Here is an 11,813-nt window from a genome sequence, read left to right as displayed (position 1 = left end):
GCGAGTGGCTCTCCGCCGAGTGCTGTGCGGGGCCAGGTTCCGTCGACGCGGCAGCCCCGGGCGAGACCATCACGGCCCATCTCGCCGTCGACCTGTTCCGGGCCGGCGGCCGCCTCAGCGCAGGAACGCCGCCAGCTCCGAGAAAACCGCGTCCGGCCGCTCCTCCTGGAGGGTGTGGCCGCAATCAAGGGCCCGGCCCGAGACATCGACCGCCTTCTCGCGCCACGTCTCCAGCACGTCGTAGGTCTGGCCGACCACGCCCTTCGCTCCCCAGAGCGCCAGCAGCGGCGCCGTGATCCGGGTCTCCGAATCGGCGGCGTCGTGCTCGAGGTCGATCCCGGCCGCCGCCCGGTAATCCTCGCAGATCGCGTGGCGGCAGGCCGGGTCGGCATAGCAGCGCAGATACTCGGCGAAGAGGTCCGGCGGAGTCGAGCCGGGGGTCTTGGATTGGCCCTCGACATGGTGGCGCAGAAAGTATTCCGGATCGGCCCCGATCAGCGTCTCCGGCAGGGGATGGGGCTGGATGAAGAAGAACCACCAGAAATAGCGGGTGGCGAAATCCTTGTCGGTGCGCGCATACATGGTCGCGGTGGGCGCGATATCGAACACCGCGATCCGCTCGACCGCTTGGCGGTGGTCAAGGGCGAGGCGGTGGGCGACGCGCCCGCCCCGGTCATGGCCGACGACGGCGAAGCGCTCGTGGCCGAGCGTCCGCATCACCGCCACCGCGTCCGCCGCCATGGCGCGCTTGGCATAGGCGGCGTGGCGCTCGCCCCCCGGCGGCTTGGCCGAATCGCCGTAGCCGCGCAGGTCCATCGCCACCACCGTGCGGTGCTCCGCGAGGCGCGGCGCGACGTGGAGCCACGTCGACAGGGTCTGCGGATGCCCGTGCAGCAGCAGCACCGGCGGCCCGGATCCGGCCGAGCGGGCGTTGATCGTCACGCCGGGTGCGGTCTCGATCCGGTGCCGGTCGAAACCCGGCAGGAAGTCGCGGGCCATGGGATCGATCTCCGGAGTCGGTCTCCATCCTGACGCACTGGCGCGTCGGGATGCACGGGATGATAAGGCGCCTCCGGCACCATGTCCGCCGAACCGTCATGACAGATGCACGCGCGCCTCAGGATCCGGCCTTGAACGACCCCGACGCGGCCGACGAGCCGGGCGGGGAGGCCGGCCCCGCGCCTGCCCTGCGGCCGAGCATCCTCGATCCGCTGTTCGCGCCGGCCCGGGCCCTTCCGGGGATCGGGCCGAAGATGGCGCCACTCATCGAGAAGTTGCTCGGCACCCCCGAGCGCGAGGCGCGGGTCGTGGACCTCCTCTTCCACCTGCCCCAGGGCGGCGTGGCGCGGAAGCTCATGGGCTCGATCAGCGAGGCGCCGACCGGCGAGCCGGTGACGATCGGCGTCACCGTGGTGGCGCACCGCCCGGCCCAGATCGGATCGGGCAAGCGCCCGCACCGGGTGCAGGTGGAGGATGCCTCCGGCGACATCTCGCTGGTCTTCTTCGGCATGCCCCGCGCCCGGGTTGAGAAGATGCTGCCGCTCGGCGCGCATCGCTACATTACCGGCCGGATCGACCTGTGGGACGGCACCCGCCAGATGGTCCACCCGTCGCGGATCGTCGACGAGGCGGGGCTCGCCGAGCTGCCCGCCGTCGAGCCGGTGTACGGCGCCACCGAGGGGCTGACCTCGCGGGCGATCAACAAGCTCGCGGTCGCGGCCCTCGACCGGCTGCCGGTCCTGCCGGAATGGCAGGACCCGGCCTGGCTGGAGCGGAACCGCCTGCCCACCTTCGCGGACGCGCTCCGCCTCGAGCACCGCCCCGAGGAGGCGCCCCCGAAGGCCGAGGATCCGCTCCAGCCGCCGCCCGCGACGCCGTCCCGGAAGCGGCTCGCCTACGACGAACTCCTCGCCTCGCAGCTGGCCCTGGCGCTCCTGCGCGCCCGCCAGCGGCGCAAGGCCGGCCGGGTCAATGCCGGGGACGGGGCCTTGAGCGCCCGCCTCGAATCCGCCCTCCCCTTCGCGCTGACCGGCGCCCAGGCGCGGGCGGTGGCGGAGATCCGCGCCGACCTCGCCGCGCCCCGGCGGATGCTGCGCCTGCTCCAGGGCGATGTCGGCTCGGGCAAGACCGCGGTGGCGCTGCTCGCCATGGCCTCGGCGGTCGAGGCCGGGCGCCAGGCCGCCCTGATGGCGCCGACCGAGATCCTGGCGCGGCAGCATTTCGAGCGGCTGAAGCCGCTGGCGGGGTCCCTGCGCCTGCGCCTGATGACCGGACGCGACCGCGCCGCGGAGCGCAAGGCGACGCTCGCCGACCTCGCCGCCGGCGAGATCGACATCCTGGTCGGCACCCATGCCCTCTTCCAGGAGGCGGTGACCTTCCGCGATCTCGGCCTCGCGGTGGTGGACGAGCAGCACCGGTTCGGCGTCCACCAGCGTCTGGCGCTCGGCGCCAAGGGCGAGGCGGTGGACTTCCTGGTCATGACCGCGACGCCGATCCCCCGCACACTGGCGCTGACCTTCTTCGGCGACATGGACGTGTCGATCCTCGACGAAAAGCCCGCCGGCCGGCAGCCGATCCGCACGATCACGCTGCCGACCGAGCGGATCGACGAGGTCGTGGCCGGCCTCGCCCGGGCGATCGCCGGGGGCGAGCGGGTCTACTGGATCTGCCCGCTGGTCGAGGAATCGGAGTTCGTCGACCTCGCCGCCGCGGCCGAGCGCTTCGACGACCTGCGGAAGCATTTCGGCGATGCCGTCGGGCTGATCCACGGCAAGATGCCGGGTCCCGAGAAGGACGCCGCCATGGCGCGGTTCGCCGCCGGTGAGACCAAGCTCCTGGTCTCGACCACGGTGGTGGAGGTCGGGGTCGACGTGCCCGAGGCCACCATCATGGTGATCGAGCATGCGGAGCGGTTCGGTCTGGCGCAGTTGCACCAGCTCCGCGGCCGGGTCGGGCGCGGCTCCAAGGCCTCCTCCTGCCTGCTGCTCTACCGGGGACCACTCGGGCAGGTGTCCAGGGCCCGGCTGGAGATGATGCGCGCGAGCGAGGACGGTTTCCGCATCGCCGAGGCCGACCTGAAGCTGCGCGGCGAGGGCGAGGTGCTCGGCACGCGGCAATCCGGCATGGCCGCGTTCCGGCTGGCGCGGCTGGAGAGCGACGCCGCCCTTCTGGAGGCGGCCCGCGACGACGCGCGGATGATCGTGGAGCGCGATCCCGGGCTGAAGAGCCCGCGGGGGCAGGCGCTGCGAGCCCTGCTCTACCTGTTCGAGCGGGAGGCTGCGATCCGGCTGATCGGGGCCGGATGAACGGAGTCGTTCAGGAAAGTCCGGCGTTCCTGAATGGCTGGACCCGGCATCGTCCCCGACCAGCCAGATCGGTAGTTCGATGCGGCAATGTCACAGGCTTCCTGAGAAGATGAATGTGATCAGGTGCTTAGCCTAGGGTCTCTGAAGCTTGGCGGCGCCGTGCGGGCGGTCCGGCCGGCTCCGGACAGGCCTCGTGACCTTGCATCAGCCACATTCTTCCCTTAACTGGAGATGAACGAATGGCCCGGTAAGCCGGGACATCACGGACGAATCTGGAGGACGGACATGTCGAACGGACTGTTCCAAGGCCTGCCGGGCTCCCACGAGATGGCCGGTGCCCACGCCCTGCCGACCGAGCCCTGGCTTCTGCCGATCTCGGATGGTGCCGCCGAGGCGGCGAGCAAGACCGCGGACGAGCTGCAGGCTGCCGTGCGCCGGGCCGCCCGCCCCTTCTGGCTGGCCGCCAACGGGCTCTGCATCGCGCTGGGCCTCGCGCTCACCCTGCAATGCGCCGCAGGCTGGGGCCCGACGGCGCCCCGCACTGCCGTGACGGTTGCGCAGGCAACCCCGCCGACCATCGCGCCGCAGACGGCCTCGCTGCAGCGCTGAGCCGCTTCCGGCAGTCTGAAGGCTTGAGGGTCGCCTCGCTCGCGCGAGGCGACCTTTTTTCATGGCCGATCGTCCTTCCCGATCACGGGACGCAACGGCTTGAACAACGTTCGTCCAACCCGCGACCTCATCCTGGAGGCCTCCGCAACGCGGCGCGTCCGGATGAGCTGGAGGATGGGACAGGCCCGCCTGTTGTCTCCGGCCGGGACGCCCTCACGCGTCCTGGGGCTCCCGTCGCGGTGCCGGGCCGCCCGCCTGATGAGCCGCCCGCAGGGACGCCGCCATGGCGTTGAGGCGCCCTTGCGGGTCCTCCGGCTGGATCACCCCCGCCGACATCACCAGCTTGGCCGCGTCGTCGACGCTGATGTGGAGTTCCACCACCTCGGCCCGCGGCAGGTAGAAGAAGAAACCCGTAGTCGGATTGGGTGCGCAGGGCAGGAAGACGCCGACGAGTTCGTCCGCGGCGGCGCCCCGGGCGCGCAGCGCGCCCTCGATGTCCGGCGCCGCGGGGGCGGACAGGAACACCACCGACCACGTGCCCTTCACGGGGAACTCCACCAGCCCCACCGTGCGGAACGAGGTGCCGTTGGCCGAGAACAGCGTCTCGAAGATCTGCCGCAGGCCCTTGTAGAGGCCCGAGATCACCGGCGTCCGCGCCAGCAGGACCTCGCCGAACTCGATCACCGACCGACCGACGAGGTTGGCTGTGAGGAAGCCGAGCAGCGTCACCGCCAGGAACGCGATGACGAGGCCCAGCCCCGGGATCGAGAACGGCAGGTAATGGTCCGGCAGGTAGCTCGTCGGCACGAGCGGCTTCACGAAGGAATCGATCAGCGCGATGAACCACCACGTGATGTAGGCGGTGATCGCCAGCGGGCCGGCCACGATGATGCCGGTGAGGAAGTAGGTGCGCAGCCGGCCGCGTGCACTGACCCGCGTTTTCGGGGCGCCGCCCGCCGCAGCGGCGTCGGGCTCGGGGACCTGGATCGGCGGGGGACTCAGCGCCACGGGTGCCCTCTCGGCCGCACCACGCGCGGCGATGAAGCTGCGGGGATCCTCCCCCGTTGGCAGAGGTAGCGGTTGCGCTTGTCCGCCTCAAGGGTGGGCTTCCCTGGCCCGGCGACCCTCAGACGCCTGGGCCGGGCTTCCGAAAGGCGGGAACCGGCATCGCCTCCCGCGGAATCACGGCACCGCGATGCCCGATGACCGCCCCGGCCAGGCGATGCGCCTCGGCGGCGGCGGCCTCCGGCGCCAGCCCGGCGAGGCGCGCGGCGAGGTAGCCCGCAGCGAAACTGTCACCCGCGGCCGTCGTGTCGACGACCCGCGCCGCCCGCCCGGCCGGCACGGAGGTGTCACCTGTGTCGTACAGAACCCGGGCGGCGGGGCCGGATCCGTCCGAGCTCTTGAGCACGATCTCGGCCCGGCCACGGTGGCGCAGGACCTCGTCCTCGCCTGTCGGGCCGAAGAGCCAGTCCAGATCCTCCGCCGAGGCGAAGATCAGGTCGGCCAGAGCCAGGGCCGTGCGGAAGGCCGCCCAGGCCTCGTCCCGGTCGGGCCAGCCACGGGGGCGATAGTTGGTGTCGAAGGCGACCCGGCCGCCCCGGTCCCGCAGGCGTGACAGGGTCTCGAACAGGGCGGCGCGCCCGTCCTCGCCGTAGAGCGAGAGGCTGATGCCGGACAGGTAGACGAGGTCGTAGCGTGCGAGTTCCGCCGCGGTCTCGGCGGCGCGCGGTTCGGTGAAGAGGTCCCGGGCGGCGGCGCGGTCGCGCCAATAGTGGAAGCTGCGCTCGCCGTTGGCATCCGTGCGGATGATGTAGAGACCCGGCATCCGGCCTGGCAACCGCCGGACCTGGTCGAGCCCGATGCCCTCGCGCGCCCAAGCGGCCGCCATCTCGTCGCTCCAGATATCGTCGCCCAGCGCCGTCACGTAATCGACCGCGACGCCGAGGCGCGCGAGGTAGAGCGCGGTGTTCAGCGTGTCGCCGCCGAAGCCACGAACCAGATTTCCGTCCGGGCGCTCGGACAGTTCGACCATGCACTCGCCGATGCAGGCGACCCTCATGCGGTTCCTCCCGGTGCGCGACCCTGTCTCCCCGCATTGTTCGGCCCGACCTGTCAACGGCCCGCCGGTCCCGGTCTCGCCAGGTCGATCCGGCAAGGAGCGGGTCTGAGGCGGGCGCCTGGATTGCGGATCCGCACTTGTCAGCGCCGTCCGGCAATCTGGTGAGCCGGTAGGCGCGCTCGGGAGCGGAATGCAATGAGAAATAATATGTCGCTCACGAACGGTTATAATCATAGATTTTTGCTGGTTAAATTTCTGCAATTAAGCGGTATTCCATATTAATTACCAGCAGTATATCAGAATCATCGAAATCGAAAACGTGAAATCTGAAGTCGTGTCGTGTTAGAGGTCTTCAGAAATTTCGTGGACAATCATAAATGTGAAACACGAGATCGGCGAAAGCGGTGTTCGCACATGCGGCTGATTTCGAGCGGGTGTTGGTCGCGCCGCTGCTGGGCGGTGTCCGGCCGCGCTCGCCCGAGTTTCAGGGAGAGATCCGGGACGTCGCTCCACCCTTGTCGTCGAGTATGGCAGAAAAGTGTATGCGCACGAAACCAGAAAATATTCGCCGATATTATATCAGTGATTCATCGCATGAAACGATGATGTGAGCAAACATGCGTCCGACTTTGCGCGCCATGTTTGAACGTATTTTGAATTTCATGGCGGAAAGTTCTTGTGCTCGATCAGAAAATATGATGACACGGATTATGCGGTGCCGAGATGTTCCATAGTGCTTTGAGTGCTCTGACGTTTTCTTCGGGAGAGTTCCTGACTCTCACGGAGAGTCGGGGAATGAGCGGTGCCTGGAGCTGGGTTTTCGCCGGCGGGGAGCAGGTCTGGTCTCCGGGGTTCTACCGGCTGCTCGGGCTCGCTCCGAATGCCGCGAAGGCGCGCTATGACCTGTTGCTGAGCCTGATCCATCCGGAGGACCGGCACCTGATGCCGGCGATGGCCGATATCCGGCAGGGACACGTCCCGCGCGAGGTCATCGTCCGGGTGATCCGAACGAACGGCACGGTGCGCACCCTCTCCCTGACGATGGAGGTGCGGTTCTCGGCGGAAGGGCGACCTGTCGCCCTCAATGGCACGGCGCTCGACGTGAGCGACCGCGAGCAGATGGCCCGTCTGCGGCACGAGGAGCGCCGCCGGCAGGGCGCGCTCTATCTCACGGAGCATATCACGACCTTCTCGATGGGGCTCGACCTCATCCGGGACATCCCGATCGCCGTCTCCCAGGTCCACGGCCTCCCCATCGAGGAGATCTGCGCCGATCCGTATCTCCTGATCGTTCCCGAAGAGCGCGAGGCCTTCCGGGCGGCGGCTCTGGAACAGATCGAGCGCCGGGTCTTCTTCCAGCGGACGGCCCACGAGCGCCTCGCCAACGGCGATCTCTGGCACTTCCGGATCCTGACGATGCCGGTCTGGGATCCGGACGGGACCTATCTGGGCCGCTGCGGACTGAAATATCCTGTCCGCAACCACGTCCCGTCCGTTGCCGGCCTGCAGGAGGGCCTTGAGCAGTCCGTGGCGGGGCATCACCTGCGGGCCGCGCGGGCTCTCCTCGACTGGTCGATGATGAATCTCGCCCAGGCCAGCGGCCTGTCGCATTCCACGGTGCGGCGTCTGGAGGAGGACAGCGAGCATCGGGGAAGCCGCTCCCGCTTGCAGGCGGTCGAGGCGCTGCGCCGGGCGGGTGTCCGCTTCGTTGCCATCGACGATGGGACCCTGGCGGTCGCCCGGATCTGAGCGACACCCGCACCCGACGGGCGAATGCGCGGGATCCGTCCTGTCGCGCCGCACCGGAGCCCGACTCCGCGCGTGGGCCGCCGTGAGGGCCCCCCAGCCCCAGCGCGGAGACCGGGACGGGCGGATCAGGCGATCCGCCGTCATGCGCTCCCGCACCCGCTTCCGACGGCGCCCCGGACGGGCCGCCGACGGAGGGCGGGGCAGGCCGCTCCACCTCAGGCCGCCTTGTGGCCGAGCTGGATCGCCTTGGCGATCTCCGAGCGCTTGGCGGCGTAGCCCGGGGCGACCATCGGGTAGTCGGCGGGCAGGCCGTACTTGGCCCGGTAACGCTCTGGCGTGAGGCCGTGTGCCGTGAGGTGACGCTTCAGCGTCTTGTAGGACCGGCCGTCGATGAAGCTGATCAGGCCATCCTGCTGGATCGAGGACTCGATCTGTGCCGCGGTTGGACCGGTCCAGCCCGGACCGGATCCCGAGGCGCTTCCCTGAAGCACCGAGATGGCCGTGTGTACCTGGTCGATCAGAACCGGAAGGTCGCCCACACCCACCACATTGCGGGACACGTAGGCCGCAACCAGTGATGCTGTGCACTTGATCAGGTCTGTATTCAGATCTGAAGTCTTTTCATTCAAATCGATCGTATTCATAAATCCCCCAATACAGAGAGTCGAGGCACGGTGATTGACGCATCGATAAAGCCGAGAGTTTGATCGGCATTTATCGCCCAATCATACGTCAAACTGCTTCGAGTCTGCCAAGATTGGCACGTAACTATACAAAGACTGGTCAATTTGTCTAGAGTTTATCTCAAGATGTTATTTGAACGTTTTGTGTTCTTCTGAAGCAACATGAGGTTGCCCTGCTTCGATGTCGTCGCAAATATTGTGCAGCGTTGAGATTTGGTTTGGCGTCCTGTCGGCGATGACTTCGAACGAACGCGCGATGACAGGCTGCGATCGTGCGAATCAGTCGTGGAGATATGGGCCGATCAGGGACGCTGCCCCGCCGCGAGAGGGTTGCGCTGCGGCCTGCGGGCTTTTCCTGAGGCAGGGCGCGGCAGGATCCCGGGCCTCGTCAAGGTTATCCGCGGCCGGCGCGCCGGCGCTGGCGCCTGGCCAAGGCCACGATTAACAAAGTCATCAGGCAAGTCGTGGATCGTGCGGCCCGGGCGCTTCGCGATACTCTCGCTTGTCGGGAGCCTCCCTCCGGCCGTGACGGCACGGCGGCATCTGTGCGAGAGGCTCGTCGGCGCACGCTTTCGAGGGCGACCCTAAATGTCCGGACCGTGTTCGACCTCCATCCCGCGCGCGCTCTCGGCGCTTGAGGCGGCCGGACCGGACGGCGCGGAGGCGGCGGGCAGCCGGATGGCGCCCCTCTGGATGCTGCTCGTCGGGCGGTCCGCGGTCCGCCGCCACTGGCATCTCATCGTCGCCATGGGGCTGCTGTGGTCGTCGCTCGGCATCCTCGTGGTGATCGATTCCCTTGACGGTGCGCTCCACGTGCCGGACCGGTGGTTCGGCCTGATCCTGCTTGCCGAGGGCATGAGTTCCCTCGCCGTCGGTGCATCCGCAATCGGCGCCGCACGCCGCCTGCGCCTCGCCAAGGGGGCGCTGCTGTCGGTCATGGCCGTGCTGATCATGATGGCCACGCGGCACAGCACCTTCCTGCTCGCCATGATCTTCGGCATCGCCTTCGTGGCCGACGGACTGGTCCGAATCACGATCGCGAGCCTGCTGAAGTTTTCCGGCTGGCGGATGTCGGTGGCCCTCGGCGGCCTCAGCATTGCCTTCGGCCTGTTCCATCTCCAGCCCTGGCCGACTTGGTATGCCGGCACGGTGGGCTACTGCATCGGGATGTTCCTGATCCTGAACGGGGCCAACCTCGCTCTGGTCGGCCTGCGCACCCGCCGCCTGGGCACCGCCGAGCCGGCCGTGTCCGTCAGCGACGCCGAGGCCGGTAGCCTGACGGTCTATGTCTGGACCCCCACCGGGCAGGCGACCACGCCGGCCGGCCAGCGGCTGCTCCGGCGCTACGTCGCCTCCGTCGACAAGGCCGGGCGGTTCTCCACCGGCCACGCCGCCCTGCAGCAGGGCGACGACCTCTATATCAGCCACTATCCCGCGGTGGAGATCGACCGCTCGCCCACCAATCTGCGCTCGAGCCTGCGCGCCGGTCCCGAGAACGACGTGCCCGGGCGCTTCCTGCCCTCCCACGCGGCGGAGGTGGCGGATTGGTGCCCGGCGACCGTGGCGGTGACCCTGAACGGCATCGACGCCGCCCGGCTGCGGGCGTTCTGGGCGCGTTACAGCGTCGATACCACCTACAATTTCATCAGCCGCAACTGCTCCACCACGGTCGCCCGGGCGCTGGATATCGCCGTCGAGGGTGCGTTCAGCCGGGGCGGTCATCCCTGGCGGCAGCTCGCCGCGGCGCTGACCACGCCGGAATTCTGGGCTGCGGCCTTCCTGCGCAACGGGGCCCGCTCCATGACGTGGACCCCAGGCCTGGTGCTCGACTATACGCGGGCGCTCAGCGCCCTCGTCGATCCGGCCTCGCCGGTGCCGTCGATCGCGTGGAAGCGGGTCGGGTGGCGGCTCCTGCGCAACTGGCGGGTACGGGGCCTGACGGCGCTGACCCCGGTCGTCCGGGAGCCCTCCGTGCCGGGGGGCGGCCCGACGGAGGCCTGATCAAGTCCCGGTCGCGGCCTCCCGCTCAACGGTCCCTGCCGGCGGTGCGACCGCTGGCGAGATCGGTCGCGATGGTCTGCATCACAGTCAGCGTGTCGATCTCGTCCTGCTCTGCGCCGTGGTCGCTGAGCTTCACGATCACCGTGCCGGTCTTCTGGTTCACGTAGATGTACTGGCCGTAGACGCCGATTGCGGAGATGTCGTCGTCCTCGCCGCCCGGCGCATGCCACCATTGGGCCGAGTACTGCCAGCCGTCGACGTCGCGCCGGGCCGGCGTCATGATCCGTTCGATCCAGCGGGCCGGTATGATGCGGTTGGCGCCCGACCGGCCCTGATCCGCCACCAGCAGGCCGAGACGGGCGAAGTCGCGGGCCGTCGCGTTGATGCAGCAGAACGCCTTCTCGATGCCGTCGGGCCGGTCGAGGTTCCAGGTGGCGTCGGCCTGGGCGCCCATCGGTTTCCAGATCCGCTCCGAGAGGATGTCGGCCAGCGGCTTGCCCTCGGCCCGGGCGAGGATCAGGCCGAGCAGCTCGGTATCGATGCTGCGGTAGCGGCCCTTGCTGCCGGGCTTGAACGCCAGATGCGCGTTGTCGCGCACGAAGGCCGTGATGTCGCGCGTCAGGTACATCCCGGCGGTGCCGGTCAGGGGATGCCGGGGATCGTAATTCTCCGGCACCGCGATCCCGCTCGCCATGTCGAGGAGATTGCGCACGGTGATCTGGCCGAAGACGGCCCCGTTCTTCAGGTCGGGCAGGAGGGCCGAGACGCGGTCGGTCTCGGCGAGCTGGCCCCGCGCCACTGCGGCGCCGACCAGCAGCGAGACGATGGACTTCGCCACCGACCACGACGGAAACAGCGTGTCCGGTCCGGTGCCCGCGCGCTGCCATTCGTGGATCAGGGTGCCGTCCTGCACCACCAGGAAGGCATTGGTGTGGGTCGCCTCCAGCACCGTCATCAGCGGAACCGCTTTTCCCTTCCAAGGGACGCGGTCGACGATCGGGCGCGGCCGGGCCGGCAGGTCGCTCGCCCGTGCGGGGGCCTGGACGATCCGGCTCGGGAACCACGTGCCCACCGAGGACGGCTCGATGACCGCGAGCGCCGTCAGGGTGACGGGGTCGGGGACGTTGATCAGCGCGGCGGCGGTCCAGGCGCAGCCCGCCACAGCGGCACCGCCGGCTGCCGCAATCACGCTCCACCGGCGGCCCCGGCGTGTGCGGGCCGGAGAATCCGGGGTCGCCGAGGACGCGGTCATACTGGATCTGTGTCGCTCTGGATCGTCGCTGTCGCACCGCCGACCCCGCGGCGGGACGGCGCGCCGCCACCATGATCAGGAGGCATTAACGAAAGCCTCCTGTGCCCCGCGTCCGGTCGCAGCGCGCCTTGTTCGCTGCCTGCGAAAGTCCG

Annotated in this window: 9 protein-coding genes; 4 read left to right on the top strand and 5 right to left on the bottom strand. The window is 69.0% G+C overall.

Annotated features, from left to right (window positions below):
* Positions 1-114: 114 nt before the first annotated feature.
* A complete protein-coding gene (locus BLT59_RS03175; RefSeq protein WP_091776442.1) occupies positions 115-999 on the bottom strand; it encodes an alpha/beta fold hydrolase in 885 nt (294 codons plus the stop codon).
* 98 nt (positions 1,000-1,097) lie between these two features.
* Between BLT59_RS03175 and recG the strand changes: the two genes are divergently transcribed.
* Positions 1,098-3,305, top strand: a complete 2,208-nt coding sequence (recG, locus tag BLT59_RS03170) for an ATP-dependent DNA helicase RecG (protein ID WP_244513805.1) — start codon at positions 1,098-1,100, stop codon at positions 3,303-3,305.
* Positions 3,306-3,590: 285 nt separating this feature from the next.
* A complete protein-coding gene (locus BLT59_RS03165; protein WP_091776438.1) occupies positions 3,591-3,914 on the top strand; it encodes a hypothetical protein in 324 nt (107 codons plus the stop codon).
* Between the two features lie 213 nt (positions 3,915-4,127).
* Here the strand turns inward: BLT59_RS03165 and BLT59_RS03160 are convergent, their stop codons facing one another.
* A complete protein-coding gene (locus BLT59_RS03160; protein WP_173009277.1) occupies positions 4,128-4,922 on the bottom strand; it encodes a DUF502 domain-containing protein in 795 nt (264 codons plus the stop codon).
* A 118-nt stretch (positions 4,923-5,040) separates the two neighbouring features.
* On the bottom strand, positions 5,041-5,976 hold the full coding sequence (locus BLT59_RS03155) for a sugar kinase (protein WP_091776434.1): 936 nt from the start codon (positions 5,974-5,976) through the stop codon (positions 5,041-5,043).
* A 795-nt stretch (positions 5,977-6,771) separates the two neighbouring features.
* Here BLT59_RS03155 and BLT59_RS03150 point away from each other — a divergent pair.
* Positions 6,772-7,725, top strand: a complete 954-nt coding sequence (locus tag BLT59_RS03150) for a PAS domain-containing protein (protein ID WP_244513804.1) — start codon at positions 6,772-6,774, stop codon at positions 7,723-7,725.
* A gap of 215 nt (positions 7,726-7,940) precedes the next feature.
* Here the strand turns inward: BLT59_RS03150 and BLT59_RS03145 are convergent, their stop codons facing one another.
* Positions 7,941-8,369, bottom strand: a complete 429-nt coding sequence (locus tag BLT59_RS03145) for a Ros/MucR family transcriptional regulator (protein ID WP_091776430.1) — start codon at positions 8,367-8,369, stop codon at positions 7,941-7,943.
* 627 nt (positions 8,370-8,996) lie between these two features.
* Here BLT59_RS03145 and BLT59_RS03140 point away from each other — a divergent pair.
* The gene (locus BLT59_RS03140; protein WP_091776428.1) at positions 8,997-10,409 is read left to right on the top strand and encodes an HdeD family acid-resistance protein; all 1,413 of its coding nucleotides are present in this window, start codon (positions 8,997-8,999) and stop codon (positions 10,407-10,409) included.
* A 25-nt stretch (positions 10,410-10,434) separates the two neighbouring features.
* Here the strand turns inward: BLT59_RS03140 and BLT59_RS03135 are convergent, their stop codons facing one another.
* Positions 10,435-11,661, bottom strand: a complete 1,227-nt coding sequence (locus BLT59_RS03135) for a serine hydrolase domain-containing protein (RefSeq protein ID WP_091776426.1) — start codon at positions 11,659-11,661, stop codon at positions 10,435-10,437.
* Positions 11,662-11,813 lie beyond the last annotated feature (152 nt).

The sequence above is a fragment of the Methylobacterium sp. UNC378MF genome (genome assembly GCF_900103195.1).
Classification (GTDB): domain Bacteria; phylum Pseudomonadota; class Alphaproteobacteria; order Rhizobiales; family Beijerinckiaceae; genus Methylobacterium.
The sequence above is the reverse complement of the archived record's forward strand: the minus strand, read 5'-3'. Positions and strand labels throughout refer to the sequence as shown.

Coding starts and splice junctions, on each gene's coding strand:
- BLT59_RS03175 (WP_091776442.1), bottom strand. CDS start 999: ATGGCCCGCGACTTCCTGCCGGGTTTCGACCGGCACCGGATCGAGACC.
- recG (WP_244513805.1), top strand. CDS start 1,098: ATGACAGATGCACGCGCGCCTCAGGATCCGGCCTTGAACGACCCCGAC.
- BLT59_RS03165 (WP_091776438.1), top strand. CDS start 3,591: ATGTCGAACGGACTGTTCCAAGGCCTGCCGGGCTCCCACGAGATGGCC.
- BLT59_RS03155 (WP_091776434.1), bottom strand. CDS start 5,976: ATGAGGGTCGCCTGCATCGGCGAGTGCATGGTCGAACTGTCCGAGCGC.
- BLT59_RS03150 (WP_244513804.1), top strand. CDS start 6,772: ATGAGCGGTGCCTGGAGCTGGGTTTTCGCCGGCGGGGAGCAGGTCTGG.
- BLT59_RS03145 (WP_091776430.1), bottom strand. CDS start 8,369: ATGAATACGATCGATTTGAATGAAAAGACTTCAGATCTGAATACAGAC.
- BLT59_RS03140 (WP_091776428.1), top strand. CDS start 8,997: ATGTCCGGACCGTGTTCGACCTCCATCCCGCGCGCGCTCTCGGCGCTT.
- BLT59_RS03135 (WP_091776426.1), bottom strand. CDS start 11,661: ATGACCGCGTCCTCGGCGACCCCGGATTCTCCGGCCCGCACACGCCGG.